The sequence below is a fragment of the Janthinobacterium goodfellowi genome (genome assembly GCF_051380695.1).
Taxonomy (GTDB): Bacteria; Pseudomonadota; Gammaproteobacteria; order Burkholderiales; family Burkholderiaceae_D; genus Janthinobacterium.
This window is the reverse complement of sequence record NZ_JBNYXN010000003.1, coordinates 448,907-473,762: the sequence shown is the minus strand read 5'-3', so window position 1 is coordinate 473,762 and position 24,856 is coordinate 448,907. Positions and strand designations below refer to the sequence as shown.

The following is a 24,856-nucleotide window of genomic DNA, read 5'->3' as shown; positions in this document are numbered from 1 at the left end:
CTTGAATGAATCACTTCTTCAGAGCGCGGCTGCGGGCCGTTGCATGGCCGTTGGCCGCGCTGGGTGTCTTGTCCGTATCCGCTTGCGGCGGTACGGGAGAAAAGCCGGAACAGGCGATGACCTTGTCGCAAGTCAATCTCAATTGCACGCAGCAGCCTGGCGAAACCTGCGACAAGGTGCAGGCGACCGTGATGCTGTATTCCAACGTGGTGGATCAGCGTCCCCTGTGGGAGGAAACGCCGGCGGCAGGCGGCCGCAAGGTATTCCAACGGGCGAAACCCATCAAGCAGGCCGACGGGTCATGGCTGATGGATTTTGCCGTCATGCCTGGCCTGGCGGAAGGCACGTACACGGGCAGCGTCGATTTTTCCGTCTTCGTCAATCCTTTTCCCGGCACGCCGAATTACCAGCCCCGCACGGCCAGCTACAGCATCACGGTCGTCGGCCTGAAGGGAAACCTGTCGCCGCTGCGCGAGTTGTCCGGCGGCGACTGGGAAGGCAGCAACGGCAACGCGGCGCATACGGGTTTTGTGCCGGTGACGCTCGATACCGCCAAATTTACACGCCGCTGGTCGTGGAAGGGAGCCGACGGCATCTCCGGCAGCAGGCTCAGTCCACTGGTCACGGCGAATGGCCTCGTGTATTTCAATGAAGAAGTTTCGGTGGCAGATGCCGGTGAGAAATTCAAATACATCTACACCTACAAGCTGTCGGCCCTGTCGGAAACGGACGGTGTGGCCGCGTGGCAAACGGAGCTGAAACTGCCCGGCCCGCTGGGGGCGCCAGGCGTGTCCGGGAATCGCCTGGTGATGGCGGGAATCAGCGATGCCCATACCTTCGACGCCTTGACGGGCGCCAGGCTGGCAACGGTCAATCAGCCCAATACCATGGGACAGTTGATTGCCACGTCGCCGCTGACGGCGCCGACCTTGTTCGCAGGGAACGCATATCTTGGTGGAAACAATGATGTGATCAGCCTGGATGCCACGACGGGCCAGAACCGCTGGTCCAGCAGCCTCGATTTGCCCAAACTGGGCAATGTCGACGAATGGACGCCGGCCGTCAGTGCGGGCACGGTCTACAGCCATGCAGCGGGCACCTTGACGGCCTTCAACATTGGCGATGGTACGCGGCGTTTCAGCGTGGCCGTGCCTGGCCAGGTGCTTGGCGGCTTGAACAAGAGCGCCTTGCGCCAGGCTCCCGTGCTGGTCGATGAGAATACCGTGCTGCTGCTGAACCAGCGGCCGTATCCGGGCAAGTCGGCCGACAACAGCCTGACCCTGGTCGATACGGCCAGCCGCGCCGTGCGCTGGACGGTCAACGGGCGCTTCACCACGCAGCCGGTGGTGGCGCGCGGCGTGATTTATGTGGGCAACGATAGTGGCCGGGTGCTCGAGGCGCGCAACGTCAGCGATGGCGCCGTGTTATGGACCTGGCCGCTGGCCGGCGTGGGCGAGGAAGCGTTCGGTGGTGACTTGATCGTGACCAATAACCTGCTGTTCGTCGCAGGCGAGAAGCACACCTATGCGCTCAATCTGGCCAGCCACCAGCTGGCATGGACGTATCGCCTGGGCGGCACCCTGGCGCTGTCGCGCAATGGCGTGCTGTATATCCGTTCTACACCCGGCGCCGATGCGGGCATCGTCAATTATGTGACGGCGATCAACCTGCAGTAGCCGCTTGCCGCCGTGCAGCGCTCAGGACCGGCCCGGGTTCTTGAGGCGCTGCAGCAGCGCTTCCACGCCGTCGCTGACGGGCAAGCCGTGGCGGCGCAGCAACTGCACGTGCAGCACCAGGTTCTCCAGCACCAGCTTGGCCGCCACGGCCAGCAGGGCCAGGTTGCGGTCTTCCGGGCTGAAACTTTCCATGGCGTCGGCCATCTCGCACAGGTGGTTGGCGATCAGGCCGCGCAATTCCTGCTCGTTGAAGGGCAGGTCGGCAAAATCGATGGGATCGGCCACTTCCACTTCCTGCATCAGCACCGCTAGTTCTTCCGGGGTAATCGTCATGCCTGGCCTCCTTGTGTGCTTGCCGCTATTTTAGCGGTATCGCCGTTGCATCGTCGGCGAATCGGACTAGAATGAGTCCAGGCCGATGACGTCGAAGGCAGCATGGCGCACTTGCATTTTACCCAACAACTGACACGTTTCCTGAACGTCCCCACGGTGGAGGTGGCCGCGCCACGCCTGCGCGCCGCCTTGGACAGCGTCTTTGCGCAGCAGCCGCGCCTGCGCGGCTATGTGCTTGACGAGCAGGGCGCACTGCGTCCGAACGTCGTGATCTTCATCGACGGCGCCCGTTGCCGCGAGCGGCGCGAACTGGACGACGTCTTGCGGCCCGACAGTCAAGTTTATATCTTGCAGGCACTTTCCGGAGGTTAATCATGGGACCAGGCAGGGCGCAACGCGCGTATCTCGGCACCCGCAAGGGCTTGTTCCAGTTCGATGTCGACGCGGCCGGTGCCTGGCAGCTGGCGCTGGTGCAATTCGCCGGCGATCCCGTCTCCATGTTGCTGCACGATGGCCGCGACGGCACCGTGTACGCAGCCCTGAACCTGGGACACTTCGGCGCCAAGCTGCACCGCCTCGATGCGGGCGCCAGCGCCTGGCAGGAAGTCGCCGTGCCCGCCTATCCCGCCAAGCCCGAGGGCAGCAGCGATACGGTGGACTGGACCTTGCGGCAAATCTGGTCGCTGGCCGCCGGTGGCGCGGACCAACCCGGCGTGCTGTGGGCGGGCACCCTGCCTGGCGGCCTGTTCCGTTCCAGCGACCGCAGCGACAGCTGGCAGCTGGTGGAAGCGTTGTGGAACGTGCCGCAGCGGGCGCAGTGGTTTGGCGGCGGCTACGACGTGCCCGGCATCCACAGCATCTGCGTCGACCCGCGCGACAGCAATACCGTGCTGGTCGGCGTGTCCTGCGGCGGCGTGTGGCAAACGGCTGATGGCGGCACCAGCTGGGCCTTGAGCGCAACGGGCATGCGGGCCGACTACATGCCGCCCGAGCTCGATGAAAACGAAGCCGTGCAAGACCCGCACCGCATCGTGCGCAGCGCCGGCACGCCCGATGCGCTGTGGTGCCAGCACCATAACGGCATCTGGCGCTCGCAGGACGCGGGCTGGCACTGGCAGGAAGTGACGACGGCGCCGCTGTCGCATTTCGGCTTTGCCGTGGCCGTGCATCCGCGCGACGGCGACACGGCCTGGTTCGTGCCGGCGCAGGCGGACGTGCTGCGCATACCCATCGATGGCGCGCTGGCCGTGACGCGCACGCGCGATGGCGGCAAAACGTTCGAGGTCTTGCGCGCGGGATTGCCGCAGCAGCATTGTTACGACCTCATCTACCGCCACGGGCTGGCGCTGGCCGACGATGGGCGCAGTTTATTGATGGCGTCGACCACGGGCGGCGCCTGGTATTCGGGCGACGAGGGCGAGCACTGGCAGACGCTGTCTGCCCACTTGCCGCCCGTTTATGCCGTCTGTTTTGCCACGCCGTAATAGCACAGGAAGATATCGACGGCCAGCGCCGTCACTTCGCGCTGGCGTGCCGGGCTCAGCAGCGGTTCACCGAGGGTGATCTGCGGCCAGAAGGCAAAGGTTTTCAAAGGCGACATCAGGAGGTGCGCCACTTCCAGCGTCTCGCCCGCCTTGATGCGCCCGTCTTGCTGTGCCGCGCGGATCCAGATATTCAGGCCCGTTTCCTTTTCATTCAGGCGCGCCACCATCGCTTGCGCGCGCTCGGGCGAGTGGATGGTTTCGCCAAAGATCACGCGCGCCAGGTCGATGAAGGCCGCGTCGCACAGCAAGGCCATCTTCTGCTCGACCAGGGCCAGCACCTGCGGGCGCAGGGGCTGGTCGGCCACATAGGGCACGGCGGGCTGGGCCACGCTGCTCTCCCACATGCGCTGCAGGATTTCCGCGAACAGCTCGTCCTTGCTGGGGAAATGGTTGTACACGGTGCGCTTGGAAACGGCGGCCGTGGCGGCGATCTTGTCCATGCTGGTCGCATCGAAACCGTGGTCGCGGAACTCGGCGATGGCGGCATCGACGATGGCGACGCGCTTGCGGTCGGTGAGGCGTTGCGGTGCGGCCATGGCTGAAAATCTCCTTTGAAAACAATATTTTACACCTCCTGGTTTACTTTGCCAGAAATAGGAACTACACTGTGTAGTGTAATTTAATCCTTGTGTTTTATTGACCGGGCTGCATATGTACCGCATCTTATTCTTGGGAGTTCTGATCATCATGAGTTCTTGCACCTTGCGCGCCGCGCCCGTCGCGCCGACCGAATCACCGCAACGCCTCGAGGGCAAGTTCCGCAATCCCGTGCAAATGCACAAGCTGGGCACGGCGGCCACGCTCAAGCTGATGTGGACATTTCTCTTTGATAAACCGGACAGCACGGTGCCGGCCGCTGCCGTGCCCGTGCAAGCCCTGACCCGGGCGCAGCTGCTGGCCGCGCCCGACAACAGCCTGTTTCGCCTCGGCCATTCGACCCTGCTGCTGAAACTGAACAATGAATTCTTCCTCACCGACCCCGTGTTTTCCGAGCGCGCCTCGCCCGTGCAGTGGGCTGGCCCGAAGCGCTTTCACCAGCCGCCCATCAGCATCGCCGACTTGCCGCCGATCAAGGCCATCATCCTGTCGCATAACCATTACGACCACCTCGACCATGCGGCCGTGCTGCAACTGGCCGCCAAGACCGAGCACTTCGTCGCGCCGCTGGGCGTGGGCGATACCCTCGTCGAATGGGGCGTGTCCAAGGACAAGGTGCAGCAGTTCGACTGGTGGCAGGGGACGACGATTGCCGGCGTGAAACTCGTCGCCACGCCATCGCAGCATTTCTCGGGACGGGGCTTGTTTGACAGTAATCAAACCCTGTGGGCCTCGTGGGTCATCGACGCGCCCGAGGTGCGCGTGTTTTTCAGCGGCGACTCCGGCTATTTCGACGGTTTCAAGCAGATCGGCGACAAGTACGGCCCGTTCGACGTGACCATGATCGAGACGGGCGCCTACGACAAGCTGTGGCCGGACGTGCACATGCAGCCGGAGGAAACCCTGCAGGCGCACCTGGACTTGCGCGGCAAGTGGCTCATGCCCGTGCATAACGGCACGTTCGACCTGGGTCTGCATGCCTGGCACGAACCGTTCGACCGCATCACGGGGCTGGCGGCCAAGCAGGGCGTCAACCTGGCCACGCCGCAGATGGGCGAGGCGGTCGACCTGGCACAGCCGAAGCAGGGGGATAAATGGTGGCTGGCGATGCTGGAAGAGGAGATGGCGAAGTAAGCTGGCTCAAGCCGTCACGTCGATCAGGCGGCCCAGAGTCTGGCCATAGCCGTTCAGCTGGGGCGTGCTTTTCGGTGCGGCGGGGGCTGCTTGTTGCGGCACGGCCACCTTGATCGCCTGGTCCAGCTGCGGCGCCTTGATGGCGGCCGGGGCATCGGCCTGCGCTTGCTGGCTGCTTTGCTGCGTCTGGCTCAGCGATTCCTGTTCCCGCGCCAGCAACTGGCGGCTTTGCGCCAGCTGTTCGCTGTCGCGCTGCACCTGGTTCTGGCCTTGTTCGACACGGCGCTGCGCCGTGGCCAGCGAGGCTTGCAGATTGTTGACGGACGTTAGCGATAGCACATTGTTCACCTTTGAAAGTATGCCCAGGCGTGCGCGGCAGTGGACGAATGCAGGGCGGAGGCGCGACATGACTGCTGGTAATCTTTACCTGAATCAAGAGTAGGACAAATTCTCGCACAGTTCCAGTGAATTATGTTTTCTTGATAATCTTATCGTGCGCGCTATGCTGTGCCGCACCGGCATGCCGAACGTGGCGAGATATTGATCAGAGTGAGTACCCGCTGTCGCCAAAGAGTATTGTTTGTGTGATATGAACAATGCCATGCTGCGGACGCGGCAAAAATGCGCCCCTGTCAAAAGTCGCTTTCTAAAGTGTAATATGTTGTTGTTTTTCTACCATGTCGGCGCACGGTCATGTGCGGCCTGTTTGGCGCTCTGGGCTATAATGGACGGTCAGAGTTGGTTTCTTTTGCCATACAGACAGGTAGTTAACATGAATCTCAAGAGCCTCGCAATTGCCCTCGGCATGTCGAAAACGACAGTCAGCAGGGCGTTGAACGGCTATCCGGAAGTCAATTCCCGCACCCGTGAAATCGTCCTGGCCGCCGCCAAGAAAGTTGGCTACCGGCCCAACCCGCTGGCGCGCAGCCTGGCCGTCGGCCGCACGAATGTGCTGGGCATGATCTATCCCCTGCTGCCCAGCGACCTGGGCGACAGCGTCTTTCTTTCCGTGGTCAATGGCATGTCCGACGCCGTCGAAGCGTCGAAGATGAGCCTGATCATCGCCCCCGTCTCGCCGCAGAATGAACAGCCGTCGTATGAAAACATGGTGCGCGGGCGCCAGGTCGATGGCCTGGTGGTGGGCCGCACCAAGGTGGTCGACGAGCGCATCGCCTACCTGACGAAGGTGGGCTTTCCGTTTGTCGCGAACGGCCGCACGCGCATCGACGCGCCGTACGCGTATTTTGACTACGACAACGATACGGGCATCGACCTGGCCGTGTCTTTCCTGGCGGCCCATGGCCACCAGCGCATCGCCTTGCTGAGCGCGCCGCTGGACTTGCACTTTGCTTACGAGCGCAAGGAAAGCTTTATCCGCTGCATGGCGCAGGCGGGCTTGCCGCTGGACCCCCACTATCTGCTGGACAATACTTTCGACCGCCGCAGCGGCTACCAGGCCATGCAGCAATTGCTGGCCTGCTCGCCCCGTCCCACGGCCGTCATCGTCGACAACCACCTGTCCGGCGTGGGCGTGGTGCGCGCGCTGATGGATGCGGGCATCGAAATCGGCAAGGAGATCTCCGTCATCGTCTGGGGCAATGTGGAAGATACCTTGATCGGCATCAACGTCACCACCATCGATCAGCCCGACCTGCGCCGCGCCGGCGCCAAGATGGTGGAAATGCTGCAATCCTTGCTGGCCGGCACACCGCCGGAACGGCTGCAGGAAATCTGGCAACCCGTGCTCTTGCCGGGGGCCACCGTGGGGCGCTGCCCGGAATAAAAAAAACGCAGAGCCGAGGCTCTGCGTTGTCTTTTATGCCGCGCTCTTGCTGCCCTGCGCCAGCACCGCCAGCAACCTCGCCTTGTCCTGGCGATACGTGGCGACGGCCGCTTCCTTGACGTGGCCGAAGCCGCGGATTTTCTCGGGCAGGGTCGCCAGTTCCACGCAGGTGGTCAGGTTGTCCGCCGTCAGGTTGACCAGCAGGCCGGCCAGCAGTTCGCGGTATTCGACGATCAGCGCGCGTTCCATCTTGCGCTCGGCCGTATAACCGAAGACGTCGAAGGTGCCGCCGCGCAAGCCTTTTGCTTTGGCCAGCAGCTGGAAGGCGCGCCACATCCAGGAACCGAACTCCGCTTTCACCAGATGCCCCTTCGCATCTTTCTTGGCAAACAGCGGCGGCGCCAGGTTGAATTTCACGGAAAAATTTCCCTCGAACTGCTGCTGCAATTGCTCCACGAAACGGCCATCCGTGTACAGGCGCGCCACTTCATACTCATCCTTGTAGGCCAGCAATTTGAAGTAGCTCTTGGCGACGGCCGTCGACAGTTTCTGGCCCAGTCCCAGCGTGTTTTCGCGGTCGCGCACCTGTTTGACCAGAGTCAAGTAACCATCCGCATATGCGGCATTTTGATATGCGGTGAGGAACTCCACGCGCTTCTTGATGACGCTGTCGAGGCTTTGCGGCAGCTGCACGATGATCGCTTGCGACGGCGTGGCGATCTGCGTGACGCGGCGCACGTCGACGGCGGCGCGGCGGCCCCACAGGAAACTTTTCTTGTTCGATTCGATCCCCACGCCATTCAATTCGATGGCGCGCAGCAAGGCCGCTTCCGTCAACGGGATGCGGCCCTTTTGCCAGGCGTAGCCGAGCATGAACAGGTTGGCGGCGATCGAGTCGCCCATCAGCGCGGTGGCTAATTTTGTGGCGTCGATGAAGTCGGCCGCGTCCGCGCCACCCACGGATTCTTCGATCAGCTGGCGCACTTCCGCCGTCGGATACTGCCAGTCGGCATTCTGCGCAAACGTGCCCGGCGGCTGTTCGTGCAGGTTGACGACGGCCAGGCTGCGGCCCGGGCGCATTTTCGACACGGCATCCTGCGCGCCGGCCGTCAGCATGTCGCAGCCCAGAATCAGGTCCGCTTCGCCCGTGGCGATGCGCTGGGCGCGGATGTGCGCCGGGGACTTGGCGATTTTCACGTGCGAGGTGACGGAACCGTTCTTTTGCGACATGCCCGTCATGTCCAGCACGGAGGCGCCCTTGCCTTCCAGGTGGGCCGCCATGCCCATCAGCGCGCCCACGGTGATGACGCCCGTGCCGCCGATGCCGTTGATCAGGATATTGTACGGTGCCTCGCAGGCGGGCAGGACCGGTTCCGGCAATGGACCGAAGTCGTCCGTCTCGCCCGGCTTGCCCGCGCCTGTCTTGGTCTTCTTCAGGCTGCCGCCTTCGACGGTGACGAAGCTGGGGCAGAAACCCTTGGCGCACGAATAATCCTTGTTGCACGAGGATTGATCGATGGTGCGTTTGCGGCCAAATTCCGTCTCTTTCGGCAAGATCGACACGCAGTTCGACTGCACGCCGCAGTCGCCGCAGCCTTCGCAGACGGCGTCGTTGATGACCATGCGCTTCGGCAAATCGGGATACTCGCCTTTTTTCCGGCGTCGGCGTTTTTCGGCCGCGCAGGTCTGGTCGTAGATCAGCACGGACACGCCTGGCACCTCGCGCAATTCGCGCTGCACGGCATCCATGTCCTTGCGGTCGTGCAAGGTCAGGTGGGCGGGCAGGTTGCTGCGGTCGCTGTAGCGTGATAAATCTTCCGTGACCAGCGCGATGCGGGCGATGCCTTCGGCCGCCACCTGCTGCGCCATCATCGGTACGGTGATCAGGCCGTCCACGGGCTGGCCGCCCGTCATGGCGACGGCGTCGTTGTACAGTATCTTGTAGGTGATATTCACCTTGGCCGCCTGCGCGGCGCGGATGGCCAGGTAGCCCGAGTGGAAATAGGTGCCGTCGCCCAGGTTCTGGAATACGTGCGGCAGTTCGGAGAACGCGGCCTGGCCGATCCACGGCGCGCCTTCGCCGCCCATGTGCGTGGTCAGCTTGTTCATTTCCGGGTAAATCGAGGTCGCCATCACGTGGCAGCCGATGCCGGCCAGCGCCAGGCTGCCGTCGGGCACCTTGGTCGAGGTATTGTGCGGGCAGCCCGAGCAGTAGAACGCGGGGCGGAACGGCGTGTTCACGGCTTTCTTTAATACCGCATCCTTGGCGTCGAGGAAGCTCAGTCTCGCCTTGATCAGGTCGCAGGTGACGGGGTCGGAAATCAGGCGCGCGATGCGGCTGGCGATGACTCTAGCCACTTGCGAGACGGAAAAATCCGCCTTCGAGGTCAGCAGCCATTCGCCGCGCGGCGCCACCCATTCGCCTTTTTCGTCGAACTTGCCGATCACGCGCGGGCGCACGTCGTCGCGCCAGTTGTACAGCTGTTCCTTGAGCTGGTATTCGACGATTTGCCGCTTCTCTTCTACCACGAGAATTTCATCGAGGCCTTGCGCAAACTCGCGCACGCTATCCGGTTCCAGCGGCCACGGCATGGCTACCTTGAACAGGCGCATGCCCACGTCGGCCGCCATCTGCTCGTCGATGCCCAGCTCTTCCAGCGCCTCCAGCACGTCCAGATACGATTTGCCGGAGGCGATGATGCCCAGCTTGGCGTTCGGGCTGTCGATGGTGGTGTGGTTGAGCTTGTTTTCGCGCGCGTAGGCCAGCGCCGCATAGATCTTGTAGTCCTGCATCAGCGCTTCCTGGTTGCGCGCCTGCTGGCCCAAGGGGATGCTCGACAGGCGCGCGTTCAGGCCGCCTTCGGGCATGACGAAGTCTTGCGGAATCTTGACTTCCACGCGGAACGGGTCGGCATCGATGGATGCCGACGATTCGACCGTGTCGGCCAGGGCCTTGAAGGCCACGGTGCAGCCGGAAAAGCGCGACATGGCCCAGCCGTGGATGCCCAGGTCCAGGTATTCCTGCACATTGCATGGATACAAGACGGGGATCATCGAGGCGGAAAACAGGTGGTCGGACTGGTGCGGCAGGGTCGACGAGTACGCGCCATGGTCGTCGCCGGCCACCAGCAGCACGCCGCCCAGTTTGGATGTGCCCGCATGGTTCATGTGCTTGAAGACATCGCCGCAGCGGTCCACGCCCGGGCCCTTGCCGTACCACATGGCGAACACGCCGTCGTATTTGGCCGGGCCGATCAGGTCCACCTGCTGCGAACCCCAGACGGCCGTGGCGGCCAAGTCTTCGTTGACGCCGGGCACGAACTGCACGTGGTGCGCTTCCAGCTGCTTCTTGGCTTTCCACAGGTTCTCGTCGAGGCCGCCCAGGGGCGAGCCCCGGTAGCCGGAAATGAAACCAGCCGTGTTGAGGCCGGCGGCCTGGTCGCGCAGGCGCTGCATCATGGGCAGGCGTACGAGGGCCTGGATGCCGGACAGGAAGATGGCGCCGGAAGTGGCCGTGTATTTGTCGTCGAGGCTGACAGTGGTCAAACGGGATGTGTCGGGGGGCGTAGATGGCGCGGCACCGGCGTTTCTAGCGAACGCTGCGGAGCCGTTTTCCGTGGTCACGGACATGGCTGTCTCCAAAAGGGTGTTTCAGATAGCGGCTGTACAAGGGCGCACCCGGTAAGGCGCGTACTGTGCAGACGGGATGGCCGCGTGTGGGCGGCACATAACTATTTTAAATTTAAAATAGTTAATGTGGTCAGTGTAGAACGAGTCAGGAGAGGGGGCAAATACGCTTTGGCGATGGGGGTATAAGAAATACTTATGCCATAGGCGAGAGCACGTTTGCCCCCACCCAGCGCCCGCTGCCGCACAGCTCGGCGGCCACTTGCAGCACGAGGTTTTTCACGGCGTTGCCTGCATTCGTCAGCGGTATGTTTTTGGATGCGCACAGGGCCACCGTGCGCGACAGCACGGGGCTGTGGATGGCGTAGCTGCGCATGGCGCCGCTGTCCAGTTCGGCCAGCAGCGGCGCGGCGGGCAGGATGGTGGCGCCCATGCCGGCCAGGATGGCCGATTTCAGGATGGCGATCGAGTTGATCTCAATCACGTTCGCCGTTTCCAGGCCCAGTTCGCGGGCGCGGCTGTCGATGCGCGGACGCACGCCATGCTGCAGGCCCGGCAGGATCAGGGTGGCGCTCAATGCCTGCGGGAATGACAGCGCCTGGCCGGCGGGGGCGAAGGGCGAATCGCTGCGGCAGATAAAGCGCATCTCTTCTTCCACCAGGGGGCAGCAGGCAAACGGCGTCAGCTGGCCATCGTCGAACAGCACGGCCAGGTTGATGCGGCCCGATTTGAGCTGTTCGTTGAGGTTGCCCGTGATTTCTTCCGTCAGCTGCAGGGTAATCTCGGGATAGCGTTCGCGCGCGGCCAGCAGCAGGGGCAGGGCCAGGGCGCCGGAGATGCTGTGCGGCAAGCCCAGGGTGACATTGCCGGACGGCCGCGTGGCGCTTTGCGTGACGGCCGAGCGGGCGTCGGCCACCTGTTTCAGGATCGCCTGCGCATGTTCGTAGAATACCTTGCCCGCATCCGTGCTGAGCACGCCCTGGGCCGAGCGGTGCAGCAGCTGCACGCCCAGTTCCTCTTCCAGCTGGCGCAGCTGCTGCGTCAGGGCCGGCTGCGCCACGTGCAGAATCAGGGCCGCGCGCGACAGCGAGCCGTGGTCGACGATGGCAACAAAGTAGCGTAATTGGCGCAGTTCCATGGGTCCCAGTAGCGGTGCGTTGAGGGTGCGTTGAGCGGAAAAAACACGGTGTTGCGCCGCAGCGCCGAACGCGGCCAGCAGAATAACAATTTTGTTATACTCATTCTAGCGCCTTCGGTGCTCCAGCCGCGTATTTGTGGGATAAGCGCATGCTCAAGAAAGTTGATTCGTCTCAATTAAAAGTGGGCATGTACATTCATGACCTCAGCTGCGACTGGATGACGCATCCCTTCGTGCGCAACCGTTTCCTGTTGCGCAGCGAGGATGAAATCCGCAAGATCATGCAGGCCGGCATCCACGACGTGGTGATCGACAGCGGCAAGGGCCTCGACGTGCAGGATGCGCCCACCGTGGCGCAGGCGCAGGTCGCCACCGAGCGCGAACTGGTGCAGATCGCCGCGGCGCCGCAAGTGGTCACGCGCGTGTCGCTGGGCATGGAGCTGGCGCGCGCCACCCAGGTGCGGCGGCAGGCGGCGAGCCTGGTGCGCACGGTGATGGCCGACGTGCGCCTGGGCAAGGCGGTCGAGCTCGACCGCGTGCAGCACACGGTGCAGGACATTACCGAATCGATCCTGCGCAATCCCGGCGCCCTCGTCGGCTTGTTGCGCATCAAGACCAAGGATGACTACACCTTCCTGCATTCCGTCAGCGTGTGCGCGCTGCTGGTGGCGTTTTGCCGCTCGCGCGGCATCGATGCGGCCACCACGCACCAGGCGGGCCTGGGCGGCTTGCTGCACGACACGGGCAAGGCCCTGGTGCCCGACAGCGTGCTGAACAAGCCTGGCCCCCTCACGCCCGAGGAATTTGCCCTGATCAAGCGTCATCCGCGCGATGGCTACGAGATCCTGCTGCAGTCGCCCGAGGTGGGCGCCATTCCCCTCGACATCGCCTTGCACCACCACGAGCGGCGCGACGGCAGCGGCTATCCGGACCAGCTGGCCGGCGACGCCATCAGCGAGCTGGCGCAGATGGCCGCCATCGTCGACGTGTACGACGCGCTGACGTCGGACCGCAGCTATCACAAGGGTATTCCCGCCGCCGAAGCCCTGCGCAAGATTTACGAGTGGAGCAAATTCCATTTTAACCCCGTGTTCGCGCAGGATTTCATGCGCTGCGTGGGGATTTATCCGGTCGGTACCATGGTGATGCTGGAATCGGGCCGCCTGGCCGTCGTCGTCGAGGCGCACGAAAGCAATCTGCTGGCGCCGAAAGTGAATGTGTTTTTCAGTACGAAGAGCAAGACCTATATCAAGCCCGAGACGGTCGACCTGTCGCGCGGCTTCGGCTTCGGCGGCGCCGACAAGATCGTCGGCCATGAGTCGGCGGCCAAGTGGCAGGTCGATCCCATGCGCTTTTTATCGCTGGCGGATGCATGAACGGTGTGCGCCTTTGAAAAAGAGCGCCTGAAAAACGTTCAGGGCAAGGCGCTGGCGCGAAGACAGTACGACCAGTACGGCGAGCGCCTGCAACGCCGCGATGGACGTTTTCTCAGGTGATCAGAAAAATTCCGCCGTATCGTTCGAGGCGATGGTGGTAAGCAAGCCCTTGGCGACCAGCTCATCGTAATGGCAAGCCAGGTTGCGGCCGTGGCTTTTCGCGTAATACAAGGCCTGGTCGGCGCGGCCGAGGATGATGACGGGCGCCTCGTAGGCGTTGATGCTGACGAAGCCCACGCTGACGGTGACTTTGCCCACTTGCGGGAAGTCGTGCGCTTCGACATTGGTGCGGAAGCGGTCGATGATTTTCTGCGCATTTTCCAGGGTGATCGAGCGCAGCAGCACGACGAATTCCTCGCCGCCGAAGCGGAAGATGCGGTCTTGCGAGCGGAACGACGATTGCAGCTGGTTGGCGATCAGGATCAGCACTTCATCGCCATACAGGTGGCCAAATTTATCGTTGACCAGTTTGAAATGATCGACGTCGATCACGGCCAGCCATTGCCGTTCCGTGTCCGTATGGTGGCGCCGTTCTTCATCGACGGGACGCGGCTTGTCCGCTTCCGGTTCGCCGCGGCTTTGCAGGATTTTCGCCAGCTGGTCGTCGAAGGTCTTGCGATTTAACAAGCCGGTGAGCGAATCGCGTTCGCTGTAGTCGAGCAGGTTCTGGAAATTGCGGTACACGCTGACGATGCCGCCGATCACCTGGATGGTGGCGCCCGTGTACGGCGTGGGGTTGGTGATTTCCAGGCAGGTGGTGACCTGGTCGCCGATCCAGATGGGCAGCCACAGCAGGTGGCGGCCATCGGCGCACAGGGTGTCGGCGCTCGCTTCATGGCGCTTGATGCAGCCGGCCAGGGCCGGGTAGTCGGACAGCGGTTCGCCGGGCAGGGTCGGGTCGGTATGCTCTTCCATGCGGGCCACGCTGCCCGCCACGATGATGGCCCGCGACCGCACGAACACCTGGCCACGCACGGTGGTCAGGGCCAGCACACGGGTCTGCGACGCGGCAGCGAGTTCCTGGACCGCCGAGATCACGGAAATGTCGAGCATCGTGTGGTCGCGGTGCCCGGTCATGTCCACCATGTGTTTCAGTAGGGAATCCATTGTCGTTCTCTGGAAAGTAGTCACACAAGTGTCGTCATACCAGCATTGCATCAAGCAAGAGCATGTTCGCGTCCGTCTACAAGAAGCCAAGATTTATTTGGTGGCATGACGCTCTGTACCGCCGGGCGAGAGGCCTTTCCAAAGAAGAGCTAAGCAGGATAATGTCTTTTTGCCTAATAGGCAATTAACGTATGCAATATTTCATGTAAATACATGATATTCATGCACCACATTGCAAAAAACTTGCCTTGACGAAGGCTTTCAATCCGGATCGCAACAGTTGCTTGCGCCAGCCGTCATTTCAACAGGGTTTGATAATTTCCATATGGAAACTTGTGGCGCGTCAATTTGCCAAAACGTGGACGCTTTATAGTCAATGCAATGGCGCAGAAATTTACGGTAGGAAACATATTAGCAGGAATGGGCAATGTTTCACACCCGATTGCGCCAGGGACTTGTGATTCACTTTTGGGAGCTTGTCATGCATACCTTCCTGTCGGCAGTACAGCAGTTTGTCAAGGATGAGGATGGCATTACGGCAATCGAATACGGCCTGATTGCGGCCTTGATGGCTACCGCCATCACGGCCGGTTTCTTGCTGATCAAGACCAACTTGCTGGCCGTCCTCACCGACATTTCGTCGAACCTGGTGTTGACGCCCTAAGCGGGTGCCCGCTGCTGGCCGGCCGGCAGCGGGTTTTTTTCGGGAGGTGTGCCATGCCTGCAACTGCCTTGTGCGACCTGCTGTTGCTGTGCTTCGTGACGGCCGCTGCCGTCAGTGATTTGATCCGCCGCAAGATACCGAATGGTGTGGTGTTGTCCGGCATCCTCGCCGCGCTGGCCTTGCACCTGTGGCTGTGGCCGCAAAGCGTGCTGCCGCTGTGGCTGGGCGGCATGGCGACGGGCTTTTTCCTGTTTCTGCCTTTATATGTGCTGCGCGGCATGGCCGCCGGCGACGTCAAGCTGATCGCCATGGCGGGCGCCTTTGCCGGTCCCTGGCCCGTGCTGCAGATCTGTTTCGCCACCTTTGTCCTGGGCGGCGTGATGGCCGTGCTGATGATCACCTACCAGGGCAAGTGGCGCGCCTGCCTCGGCAATCTGCGCCAGCTGCTGTGGCCGATGATCGCGCGCATGGCCGGCATTCCCCTGGCGCCGACCGCACTGGGCAGCAGCGCCAGCGTGGGCAACATGCCCTACGGACTGGCCATCGCCCTGGGCTGCCTGGTGGTGCAAGGGCGGCATTATTTCTGATTGGTATTCATTGCTCTTGATCAATGGGCACCAATCCCCGCTCGCTAGAATGAATTCTGTTCAATGCAGTCTTAACCGGCATGGAGACGCAGCATGACCGAGGTCGATTATTCCATGAGTACCGACAGTGCGCCGCGTCCAGCCGACGCGAACCTGATGCCGCCCTTGCCGCCCCAGCCGAAGAGCTTGCGTGAAACGGGACTGGAGCGGCCGCTGGTCGTCGAACTGATCGCCAAGCTGATGTTTGTGGGCGGCAAGACGCATCTGTCCGCGCTGACGACGCGCTTGCGCCTGTCGATCAATGTCTTGCGCGAAGTGCTCGATTTCATGGTGATGGAGCAGATGGCCGAAGTGGCCTGGCGCGGCGAATCCGATATCGACGTGCAGTACCAGCTGACGAACGCCGGCAAGCAGCGCGCCAGCGCTTTTCTTGAACGCTGCGCGTATATCGGCGCCGCCCCCGTCACCCTGGAAGCGTACCGCGCCATGGTGGCGCGCCAGTCGTGGCTGGCGCAGGAACAGCGCGTCGGCAGCGACGACCTGGCCGCCGTGCTCGGCGGCGCCCATGCGGGGCCGGGCATGCTCGACGTGGTCGGCGCGGCGCTGCATTCGGGGCGCTCGCTGCTGCTGTACGGTCCGCCCGGCAGCGGCAAGTCGACCCTGGCGCTGCAACTGGGGCAATTGCTGCACGGGCTGGTCGCCGTGCCCTACGCCATCGTCGTCGGCCAGGACATCATCCAGTTGTACGATCCGGCGCAGCACCTGCCGCCCGCGCCGCAGCACGTCAGCCATGCGCGCCAGGCGCTGGAGCGGCGCAGCACGGACATCCGCTGGGTGCTGTGCCAGCGTCCCGTGATCCACGTGGGCGCCGAACTCGACGCCGGCATGCTGGAGCTGCGGCTTGACGCCAGCGGCGGCTGTTACCAGGCGCCGCCCCATGTGCGGGCCAACAACGGCATGCTGATCGTCGACGACCTGGGCCGCCAGCGCCTGGGCGCGCAAGAATTGCTGACGCGGCTGATGCAGCCGCTGGCACGGGGCAGCGACCAGCTGGGCCTGCCCGGCGGCGTGCAGATCAGCGTGCCGTTCGACAATGCCCTCGTGCTGGCCACGAATGTGCCGCCGGGCGAGCTGTTCGATCCTGCCTTGCTGCGCCGCATCGGCTACAAGGTGCAGGTGGGGCCGCTGGTCGAGAGCGCCTATCGTGCCCTGTTCCGCCAGCAATGCCGCCTGGCCGGCATGGCCATCGACGAGCTGACCCTGAACCATCTGCTGCAGCTGCATGGCGCGCAAGGACGGCCCTTGCTGGCCAGCTATCCGCAGGAATTGCTGGCGCGCATAGGCGACTTCGCCGGCTTTGCCGGCTGCGAAGCGCGCCTGACGGTGGACGCTCTGGAACAGGCCTGGAGCAGCCTGTTTGCCAGCTGCGACATGCCGGCCGCCAGCCTGTGCGAGCGTATCGCATGAAAAACCGGCGCGCCCTCTTGATGATGGGCCTGGCAGTAGTGCTGGGTCTGCTGGCCGTGCTGCTGGCCTCGCACTGGCTGCTGCGCCAGACGCCGGCCGGCAAGGGCAAGATCGTCGTCGCCTCCAGCGATGTCAACCTGGGCCAGCGCCTGACACCCGAGATGCTGCGCCTGACCGAATGGCCGGCGGAAAGCTTGCCGCAAGGCGCGCTGCAAGACCCGGCCAAACTGGCGGGGCGGGTGCTGAAAACCAGCGTGCTGCGCGGCGAGCCATTGAGCGAAGCCAAGCTGGCGCCCGTGGGGACGTTGGGCGGCCTGTCGGCCCTGATCACGGAAGGACGGCGCGCCATCACCGTGCGCGTCAACGACGTGATCGGCGTGGCCGGCTTCGCCTTGCCGGGCAACTATGTCGACATCATCGTCAGTACCCAGCAGGATGCGGGCGACCGCGCGTTTCCGCAAAGCCGCAATATTTCCAAGATCGTGCTCGAACGCATCCTCGTACTGGCCGTAGCGCAGGAAGTGGGGCGCGACGAGACCAAGCCGCGCGTGGTCAATGCCGTCACCCTGGAAGTGACGCCGGAACAGGCGGAAAACCTGGACCTGGCACGCAGCGTGGGCAGCCTGTCGCTGGTGCTGCGCAACCAGGTCGACCCGCAGCCGGGCGTGACGGCGGGCGCCACCAAGCTGACCTTGCTGGGCGGACCGCACGAAGCCGAACCCGCGCCTGTCGCCGCCGCGCCCGCCGCCGTGCCCGTGGTGCGGCATCCGGTGCGCGTGGTGAAGGCGGCAGTGGAAGCGCCGCGCCAGTGCAGCGGCGTCATCGACGGGACGCGCCAGTCGCGCGAATGTTTTTAGCCAACCATGGACACGCTCATGAACCGCGCCCTGCTGTCACTGTGCTGCCTGCTGTTGCCGCTTGCCGGCGCGGCGGCCGATCCTGGCCCCCGCTGCGGCGGCGAAGCGGCTACCCCCGGCAACTTGCAGCTGCAAGTGGGCAAGTCGAGCATGCTGCGCCTGCCCGAGGCGGTGCTGGCCCGCAGCGTCGGCAATCCGGCCATGCTGCAAGCCATGCTGGTGGCGCCCGACACTTTATATGTAGTCGGCGTCGACGTGGGCAGCACGAATATGATCATTCAGGGCAGAAGCGGCGCGTGCAGCGTGGTCAACGTCAGCGTCAGCATGGACCCGGCCGGCCTGCAAACGACGCTGGCGGCCCTGATGCCGGAAGAAAAAGCCATCCGCGTGACGGCCGTGGCCGATACCCTGGTGCTGTCGGGCACGGTGCAGGATGCGGGCGCCGTGCTGCGCGCCGTCGAGCTGGCGCAAGCGTATGTGCGCCGCGCTACGCACCCGCTGGCGCTGCCCAAGCCCGCCGACGGCGCCGCCTTGCCGATGGCGGCCACGGCCACGGCACCGGGCGGCGGCGCGGGCGGCGCCAACAGCCGCATCATCAACATGCTCGACGTCAGCGCGCCGCAGCAAGTGATGCTGGCTGTGCAGATTGCCGAAGTGTCGAAGTCGCTGCTGGAGCGGCTGGAAGTGGGCGCCACCTTGCGCTTCGCGTCCGGCAGCTGGGCCACTACCTTGCTGTCGAATTTCTTGAGCGGCACGGCCAACGGCTTGCTCGACGTGCGCAAGTCGAATGGCCAGCAGCTGACCATCGAGGCGCAGAAACAGGATGGCCTGGTGCGCATCCTGGCCGAGCCGACGGTGATGGCGATCAGCGGGCAGGAGGGCAGTTTTTTGGCTGGCGGCAAGATCTTCATTCCCGTCGGCCAGGACAACAACAAGATCACCCTGGAAGAGCGCGAGTATGGCGTCGGCCTGCGCTTTACCCCCACCGTGCTGTCGGGCGGGCGCATCAACCTGAAGGTGGCGCCGGAAGTGTCGGAACTGTCGCGCGAAGGCGTGGGCATTTCCGCCGCCGGCGTCAGCGGACGCTCGATTCTTCCCGTCATCACGACGCGGCGCGCCTCGACCACGGTGCAGCTGTACGACGGCCAGAGCTATGCCATCGGCGGCTTGATCAAGAATAATCAGGTGAGCAACATCACGGGCGTGCCGTGGCTCAGCGAGCTGCCGATCCTGGGCGCGCTGTTTCGCAGCACGGATTTCCAGCACGACCGCACGGAATTGTTGTTCGTCATTACCGCGCACCTGGTGAAACCCTTGCCGGCCGACGCCGTGCTGCCGACGGCGCAGCTGGCGCCGCCCTCGCGCACGGACTTGATGTTGCGCGGCAAGATGGAAGGTTCCTTGCCGCTGGCGTCACCATCTGTGCCGCCGCCGCGCGCGGCCAACGGCTTCGAGTTGAAATGAGACGGGGAGACACGCCATGCCGAACTCGCTCCTGATACCGCTGCGGCGCCTGGCCGCGCTGCTGCTGGCCATGCAGCTGTCCGCCTGCGCGCACAGCAGCACGCCGCAGCTGGACCCGCGCTTCGGCGACGCCGTGCGCCTGGCCATGGCGCAGCAGGTACGTGACCCGGCCAGCGCGGGCAATCGCACGCCGGTCGACGGGCTCGACGGCCCCAGTGCGCACGCCGTCATGCAGCGCTACCGCGCCTCGTTCGTCGAACCGAACGGCCAAGTCCCGCAGCCCGTGCAATTCATGCTGGGAGGCGGCAATGGCAAATAGCCGCCGGCGCCAGCGCGGGGCGATGCTGATCGCCTTTTCCATCCTGCTCATCCTGGTGCTGGGCTTTATCGGCCTGGCGCTCGACGTGGGGCAGATCATCGGCCGCAAGACGGAATTGCAGAACCTGGCCGACAACGCGGCGCTGGCGGCGGCCGCGGAACTGGTGGGTACGCCCGAGGGCCTGGCCGCTGCCGTGGACAAAGCCAAGCACAGTGCGTCCGACAAGAGCGCGTGGCGGCGCCGCATGCAGGGCGCCGTCCTGTCGGACGCCAGCATCCGCTTCGCCAGCGTGCCCGATGCGCCCGCCAGCGCGTGGCATGCGGCGGGCAGCGTGCCTGACCCCGCCACGGCGCTGTTCGTGCGCGTCGATACGCAGGCCAATGCACCGTCGCTGGGACGGGTGACGACGGCGTTCCTGGGCGCCTGGTCGCCGGCCTTGCGCACCCTGGACACCGGCGCGCGCGCCGTGGCGGGGCGGACCAGCTTGCAGCTGATGCCGCTGGCCGTCTGCGCGTTGTCGGCCAGCGCGGCCAGTCCGCGCACGAATGCGGCGCTGCTGCCGGCCGTCGAGCTGCTCGAATATGGCTTTCGCCGCGGCGTGGCGTATAACCTGTTGAAACTGAATCCGAACGGCCCGTCGGCGGAACATTTCGTGCTCAATCCACTGGGCCAGCCGGGCGTGGTGGGACCGTCGCAGCAGGTCGACGAGTCCAGCGTCTTGCCGTTTGTGTGCAGCGGCAGCGTGCTGTACTCGCGCATCGGCAGCGCCCAGGTGCACGTGCACCGGCCGTTTCCCGCCACCTTGTGGCCCGCCTTCAACGCGCGCTTCAACCAGCATGCGGGCAGCGGCTGCCATGCCGTCACGGCGCCGCCCGACACGAATATCCGCAGCTATCCGAATACGGCGGTGAACTGGTGGATGACGAACACGCCTGACGCGCCAAGCGCCCTGAGCACCGGCAATCCGCTGCTGTCCGTGGCCGATCCGGTGTCGAACGCGACACCGCCCGCGGTCGGCGGTTATGGACCGCTGTGGTCGTTTGCCAAGGCGGTCAAGTACAGCAGTGTGAAGCCGGCGGGCGGCTACGTGCCGTTTGCCACCAGCGACTGGCCCAAGCTGTATCCGGCTAGCCCGGCCGCGCCTGCCGCCAAGTCCGGCTATCCATCCACGCCGCCCTACCAGACGCTGGCTTACCAGACGGCGCCGACCGGCAACACGGGCGTGGCGCAGCGGCGCCTGCTGCATATTCCCTTGCTGGCTTGTCCGCTGCCGGCCGGCAGCGACGTGCTGGCGCAGGTGCGGGGCATCGGCCGCTTCTTCATGACGGCGCCGGCCAGCAACGGCATGCTGAGCGCCGAATTTGACGGCCTGGTGGACGAGGGCACGCTGGTGGGCCCCGCGGAGTTGCTGCAATGAAGCCGGGCTGCCGCGCGCCGCGCCGCCAGGACGGCATCGCCGCCATCGAGCTGGCGCTGATCATGCTGTTCTTTATGGGCCTGTTGCCCTTCGTGCTGCTGTTCGGCCGCGCGCTGCTGGCGTACACGGCCCTGCAAAAAAGCGCGCACGATGCGGCGCGCTACCTGGCCACCATGCCGCTGCCGCAGATGGCCAATGCCGATGCGGCGGAGCAGGGCGCCGTGTTCGCCCGGCAGATGGTGCGCCAGGCGATGCTGGAATCCTGGCCAGGCATGAGCACCGGGAAAGTCAATGTGGATTGCATCTATAACGATGACTTTTATAGCTGCGGCAACTATCCGACGGCGCCGCTGCAGGTGCGCATCAAGGTGTCCGTGGACATGCCCGTCGATATCCTGCCCGAGCTGACGCGCAAATGGCTGCCGCAGCTGGCGCCGATCCCGCTGCGTGCCAACGCGACATTGCGCTATGTTAATTAACCTGCATCCCCAGCGGCAGCGCCAGGGCGGCGTCTTTGCTGTCGAGTTCGCCATGCTGGCGCTGTTGTTCTTTCTGTTCCTGTTTGCCCTGCTGGAAGTGGCGCGCGCCGTGTATTTATGGAACATGGTGCATGAGATCACCCGGCGCGCCGCGCGCGCTGCCGCCGTCACCGATTTCAGCAATGCGGCTGCGCTGCAGGCCGTGCGCACGCACGCCGTGCTGCGCGCCGCGCCGGGCGTGCTGCCGCTCGGCGGCGGCATCAGCGACGCGTACGTGCGCATCGATTATCTGTCGCAGGCCGGCGGCGCCGCGCTGGCGGCGGTGCCGGTGACGGTGATGCCCGCTTGCCCGCAGCGTAACCGCATCAATTGCCTGAACGATCCGAACGGCGCCAGCTGCATCCGTTTCGTGCGCGCGCGCCTGTGCGTGCCCGGCGATGGCGGGCGCTGCGAGAGCGTGCCGTACCGGCCCATCCTGCCGTTGCTGGGCGTGATGTTTCCCTCCGGAGCAGGTGCCGTGCGCCTGCCCAGCGGCGCCACCATGGCGGTGGCCGAGTCGCTGGGCTATCCGGACAATCCCGGTTTTTGTCCCTGAGTGCCACCTGGCGGCGCAACCGACTGTGTAGACCTGAAAGAAGCGAGGAAGTGCGATGAAAGCCTTGATGATTAGCCGCGACGCCAGCTTGCACGATGAAATTGCCGCGCAGGGGGCGGCGCGCATGCCCGTGCTGCGCCTGCTGGAACGGCGCAGCGGCCTGCGCGACGCCGTCGAGCGCATGCTGCCCGAAGCGCCGGAGCTGGTGATCGTCGACGCCAGCGGCATCGACGCCGACGAGGCCGACCTGCTTGAGCGCCTGGCGCGCCAGTATCCGCTGGCCGTGCTGATGCTGCTCACGCGGGGACAGCAGCAGGATGTCCTGATCCGCGCCATGCGTGCCGGCATGCGCGAAGTGCTGCAGCTGCCGCTGGTGCACAAGGCCTTCCATGAAGCGATGGACCGGGTCGATATCCAGGCCGGCGTGACACAGATGCGCGACGGTAAAGTACTCGCCTTCATCTCGTGCAAGGGCGGCAGCGGCGCCACTTTTCTATCGACGAATTTTTCCTACGCGCTGGCCAGCCTGGCCGGCTGCAAGGTGCTGCTGATCGACCTGCACGGCCAGTTCGGCGACGCCACCCTGTATGTCTCGGACCAGAAGCCGGCGATGACCCTGTCCGATATCTGCGCGCAGATCGCGCGCATGGACGGCGCCTTCCTCGCTTCGTGCCTGGTGCACGTGACGCCGAACTTCGGCGTGCTGGCGGCGGCCGACGACCCGGCGCACAAGGTCGACATGCAGCCCGAGCACATGGACCGCATCCTGGCCGTGGCGCGCCAGCACTACGACTACATCGTGCTCGACGTGGGACGCCAGATCGATGCGCTGTCGCTGCGCGCGCTCGACAACGCCGACGCCATCTATCCGGTGCTGCAGCTGGCCCTGCCCGACATCCGCGACGGCCGGCGCCTGCTCGACATTTTCCGCTCGCTCGGCTATCCGGGCGAGCGCCTGCGCCTGATCGTCAACCGGTATGAAAAGGGCGGGCGCCTGCGCCTGGCGGACCTGGAGCAGGCGCTGGGCGCGGAAGTGGTGCACACGGTGCCCAACGATTACATCGCCGCCACCGATTCCGTCAACCAGGGCATCCCGCTGCTGCAGCTGTCGCGCACCAGCGCGGTGGCGCGCAGCCTGGCCGAACTGGTGGAACTGGTGACGGCGCGCCGCGTGACGGAAAGCCGCGGCCTGTTCGACCGCCTGTTCAGCCGCAGCGAAGCTTAGGACAGAAACATATGTCAAGGCTCCCGCCGGGAGCCATCATGGGAGCCGAGATGACTTTACGCGAACGCCTGGCGTCAAATGAAACGGTGCGCCCCGCCAGCAATGGACAAGGCGCGCTGGCGCTGCACGCCTACCAGGAACTGAAAAAAACCATGCACCAGACGATACTCGACCGTATCGACCTGGAACGGCTGAAACGCCTGACGGCGGAGCAGTTCAAGCACGAGCTGGCGCTGCTGGTGCAGCGCGTGATCGAGGAAGAGCGCATCGTGCTGAACCAGCATGAGCGGCATAGCCTGGTGCTCGACATCCAGCACGAGATGCTGGGCTTTGGCCCGCTCGAACCCCTGCTGGCCGATGCCAGCGTGTCCGATATCCTCGTCAACACCTGCGACAAGGTGTATGTGGAGCGGGGCGGGCGGCTGCAGCTGACGGACGTGACCTTTCACGACAATGCGCACCTGATGAAGATCATCGAAAAGATCGTCTCGCGCGTGGGGCGGCGCGTCGACGAATCGAGCCCGATGGTCGACGCGCGTCTGCCGGACGGTTCGCGCGTGAATGCCATCATCCCGCCGCTGGCCGTCGATGGGCCGATCCTGTCGATCCGGCGCTTTGCCGTGCAGCCGCTGACGATCGCCAACCTGCTCGACTATAAAAGCCTGACGCCGCCCATGGTGCAGGTGCTGCAGGCGCTGGGGCAGGCCAAGGTCAACATCCTGATCTCGGGCGGCACGGGCAGCGGCAAGACGACCCTGCTCAACGTGCTGTCCGGCTTCATTCCCGGCAGCGAGCGCATCGTCACCATCGAGGATGCGGCCGAACTGGCGCTGCGCCAGCCGCACGTGGTGCGCCTGGAAACGCGCCCGCCGAACATCGAGGGCAAGGGGGAAGTGTCACAGCGGGCGCTGGTGCGCAATGCGCTGCGCATGCGGCCTGACCGCATCATCCTGGGCGAGGTGCGCGGCGCCGAGGCGCTCGACATGCTGCAGGCGATGAACACGGGCCATGAGGGATCGCTGGCGACCATCCACTCGAACACGGCGCGCGACGCGCTGGCGCGGCTGGAAAACATGGTCGGCATGGCCAATGTGAACCTGACACCGCGCGCCACGCGCCAGCAGATCTGCTCGGCCGTGACGGTGGTGATGCAGGTGTCGCGCCTGACCGACGGCGGGCGCAAGCTGGTCAGCCTGCAGGAGGTGACGGGCATGGAAGGCGACATCATCGCCATGCATGAAATCTTTCGCTTCGAGCAGACGGGCGTCGATGCCGACGGCAAGGTACAGGGACATTTCTGCGCCACGGGCGTGCGGCCCCGTTTCACGGAACGCCTGCGCATGTTTGGTGCGCCAGTCCCGGACAGCGTGTTCGACCCCGACCGCATCTACGAATAGAAGGACGCAT

23 protein-coding genes are annotated in these 24,856 nt (G+C 64.3%); 17 read left to right on the top strand and 6 right to left on the bottom strand.

Annotation, left to right across the window (positions count from 1 at the left end):
• Positions 1-5 precede the first annotated feature (5 nt).
• The gene (locus tag ACQ4WQ_RS14545; RefSeq protein ID WP_436497962.1) at positions 6-1,676 is read left to right on the top strand and encodes an outer membrane protein assembly factor BamB family protein; all 1,671 of its coding nucleotides are present in this window, start codon (positions 6-8) and stop codon (positions 1,674-1,676) included.
• A 21-nt stretch (positions 1,677-1,697) separates the two neighbouring features.
• Here ACQ4WQ_RS14545 and ACQ4WQ_RS14540 read toward each other — a convergent pair whose 3' ends face one another.
• Positions 1,698-2,009 carry a hypothetical protein gene (locus tag ACQ4WQ_RS14540; RefSeq protein ID WP_326458905.1) on the bottom strand — a complete coding sequence of 104 codons (312 nt, stop codon included), beginning with the start codon at positions 2,007-2,009 and terminating at the stop codon, positions 1,698-1,700.
• A 102-nt stretch (positions 2,010-2,111) separates the two neighbouring features.
• On the opposite strand from ACQ4WQ_RS14540, the gene ACQ4WQ_RS14535 reads away from it, so the two are divergent.
• Positions 2,112-2,381, top strand: coding sequence for a MoaD/ThiS family protein (locus tag ACQ4WQ_RS14535; RefSeq protein WP_436497960.1), 270 nt, complete (start codon positions 2,112-2,114; stop codon positions 2,379-2,381).
• Positions 2,382-2,383: 2 nt separating this feature from the next.
• Positions 2,384-3,493: a WD40/YVTN/BNR-like repeat-containing protein gene (locus ACQ4WQ_RS14530; protein ID WP_436497958.1), complete on the top strand. Its 1,110-nt coding sequence runs from the start codon at positions 2,384-2,386 to the stop codon at positions 3,491-3,493.
• Here the strand turns inward: ACQ4WQ_RS14530 and ACQ4WQ_RS14525 are convergent.
• Positions 3,466-4,089, bottom strand: a complete 624-nt coding sequence (locus tag ACQ4WQ_RS14525; protein WP_436497956.1) for a TetR/AcrR family transcriptional regulator — start codon at positions 4,087-4,089, stop codon at positions 3,466-3,468. The two genes, ACQ4WQ_RS14530 and ACQ4WQ_RS14525, sit on opposite strands and share 28 nt — an antisense overlap.
• 151 nt (positions 4,090-4,240) lie before the next feature.
• On the opposite strand from ACQ4WQ_RS14525, the gene ACQ4WQ_RS14520 reads away from it, so the two are divergent.
• Positions 4,241-5,284: an MBL fold metallo-hydrolase gene (locus tag ACQ4WQ_RS14520; RefSeq protein WP_436497954.1), complete on the top strand. Its 1,044-nt coding sequence runs from the start codon at positions 4,241-4,243 to the stop codon at positions 5,282-5,284.
• Positions 5,285-5,290: 6 nt separating this feature from the next.
• On the opposite strand, the gene ACQ4WQ_RS14515 is transcribed toward ACQ4WQ_RS14520, so the two are convergent.
• Positions 5,291-5,623 (bottom strand): hypothetical protein, encoded by a 333-nt coding sequence (locus tag ACQ4WQ_RS14515; protein ID WP_326458900.1) that lies wholly within the window; start codon positions 5,621-5,623, stop codon positions 5,291-5,293.
• Positions 5,624-6,056: 433 nt separating this feature from the next.
• On the opposite strand from ACQ4WQ_RS14515, the gene ACQ4WQ_RS14510 reads away from it, so the two are divergent.
• Entirely contained in the window at positions 6,057-7,067 is a 1,011-nt protein-coding gene (locus tag ACQ4WQ_RS14510; RefSeq protein WP_436497952.1) for a substrate-binding domain-containing protein, read from the top strand.
• Between the two features lie 33 nt (positions 7,068-7,100).
• On the opposite strand, the gene ACQ4WQ_RS14505 is transcribed toward ACQ4WQ_RS14510, so the two are convergent.
• Complete coding sequence (locus tag ACQ4WQ_RS14505) at positions 7,101-10,697, bottom strand: indolepyruvate ferredoxin oxidoreductase family protein (RefSeq protein ID WP_436497950.1); 3,597 nt, start codon at positions 10,695-10,697, stop codon at positions 7,101-7,103.
• Positions 10,698-10,890: 193 nt separating this feature from the next.
• Positions 10,891-11,832 (bottom strand): LysR substrate-binding domain-containing protein, encoded by a 942-nt coding sequence (locus ACQ4WQ_RS14500; RefSeq protein WP_436497948.1) that lies wholly within the window; start codon positions 11,830-11,832, stop codon positions 10,891-10,893.
• 149 nt (positions 11,833-11,981) lie between these two features.
• On the opposite strand from ACQ4WQ_RS14500, the gene ACQ4WQ_RS14495 reads away from it, so the two are divergent.
• Entirely contained in the window at positions 11,982-13,208 is a 1,227-nt protein-coding gene (locus ACQ4WQ_RS14495; RefSeq protein WP_436497946.1) for an HD-GYP domain-containing protein, read from the top strand.
• Between the two features lie 120 nt (positions 13,209-13,328).
• Here ACQ4WQ_RS14495 and ACQ4WQ_RS14490 read toward each other — a convergent pair whose 3' ends face one another.
• On the bottom strand, positions 13,329-14,375 hold the full coding sequence (locus tag ACQ4WQ_RS14490) for a GGDEF domain-containing protein (RefSeq protein ID WP_326458895.1): 1,047 nt from the start codon (positions 14,373-14,375) through the stop codon (positions 13,329-13,331).
• Positions 14,376-14,856: 481 nt separating this feature from the next.
• Between ACQ4WQ_RS14490 and ACQ4WQ_RS14485 the strand changes: the two genes are divergently transcribed.
• From ACQ4WQ_RS14485 to ACQ4WQ_RS14435, 11 genes are all read left to right on the top strand, one after another.
• A complete protein-coding gene (locus ACQ4WQ_RS14485; RefSeq protein WP_034752975.1) occupies positions 14,857-15,039 on the top strand; it encodes a Flp family type IVb pilin in 183 nt (60 codons plus the stop codon).
• A 53-nt stretch (positions 15,040-15,092) separates the two neighbouring features.
• Complete coding sequence (locus ACQ4WQ_RS14480) at positions 15,093-15,626, top strand: A24 family peptidase (RefSeq protein WP_436497943.1); 534 nt, start codon at positions 15,093-15,095, stop codon at positions 15,624-15,626.
• A gap of 93 nt (positions 15,627-15,719) precedes the next feature.
• Positions 15,720-17,093, top strand: coding sequence for an ATP-binding protein (locus ACQ4WQ_RS14475; protein ID WP_436497941.1), 1,374 nt, complete (start codon positions 15,720-15,722; stop codon positions 17,091-17,093).
• A complete protein-coding gene (gene cpaB / locus ACQ4WQ_RS14470) occupies positions 17,090-17,950 on the top strand; it encodes a Flp pilus assembly protein CpaB (protein WP_326458892.1) in 861 nt (286 codons plus the stop codon). Before ACQ4WQ_RS14475 ends, cpaB begins: the two co-directional genes overlap by 4 nt.
• An 18-nt stretch (positions 17,951-17,968) precedes the next feature.
• On the top strand, positions 17,969-19,414 hold the full coding sequence (locus tag ACQ4WQ_RS14465) for a type II and III secretion system protein family protein (protein WP_436497939.1): 1,446 nt from the start codon (positions 17,969-17,971) through the stop codon (positions 19,412-19,414).
• Positions 19,415-19,430: 16 nt separating this feature from the next.
• Positions 19,431-19,733: a hypothetical protein gene (locus ACQ4WQ_RS14460; protein WP_436497937.1), complete on the top strand. Its 303-nt coding sequence runs from the start codon at positions 19,431-19,433 to the stop codon at positions 19,731-19,733.
• Positions 19,723-21,150 carry a pilus assembly protein TadG-related protein gene (locus tag ACQ4WQ_RS14455; RefSeq protein ID WP_436497935.1) on the top strand — a complete coding sequence of 476 codons (1,428 nt, stop codon included), beginning with the start codon at positions 19,723-19,725 and terminating at the stop codon, positions 21,148-21,150. The genes ACQ4WQ_RS14460 and ACQ4WQ_RS14455 overlap by 11 nt, the downstream gene beginning before the upstream one ends.
• Positions 21,147-21,629, top strand: a complete 483-nt coding sequence (locus tag ACQ4WQ_RS14450) for a TadE/TadG family type IV pilus assembly protein (RefSeq protein ID WP_326458888.1) — start codon at positions 21,147-21,149, stop codon at positions 21,627-21,629. Before ACQ4WQ_RS14455 ends, ACQ4WQ_RS14450 begins: the two co-directional genes overlap by 4 nt.
• Entirely contained in the window at positions 21,619-22,224 is a 606-nt protein-coding gene (locus ACQ4WQ_RS14445; protein WP_436497933.1) for a TadE/TadG family type IV pilus assembly protein, read from the top strand. The genes ACQ4WQ_RS14450 and ACQ4WQ_RS14445 overlap by 11 nt, the downstream gene beginning before the upstream one ends.
• Positions 22,225-22,279: 55 nt before the next feature.
• A complete protein-coding gene (locus tag ACQ4WQ_RS14440) occupies positions 22,280-23,449 on the top strand; it encodes a CpaE/TadZ family protein (protein ID WP_436497931.1) in 1,170 nt (389 codons plus the stop codon).
• A 50-nt stretch (positions 23,450-23,499) separates the two neighbouring features.
• Positions 23,500-24,846, top strand: coding sequence for a TadA family conjugal transfer-associated ATPase (locus ACQ4WQ_RS14435; protein ID WP_436497929.1), 1,347 nt, complete (start codon positions 23,500-23,502; stop codon positions 24,844-24,846).
• Positions 24,847-24,856 lie beyond the last annotated feature (10 nt).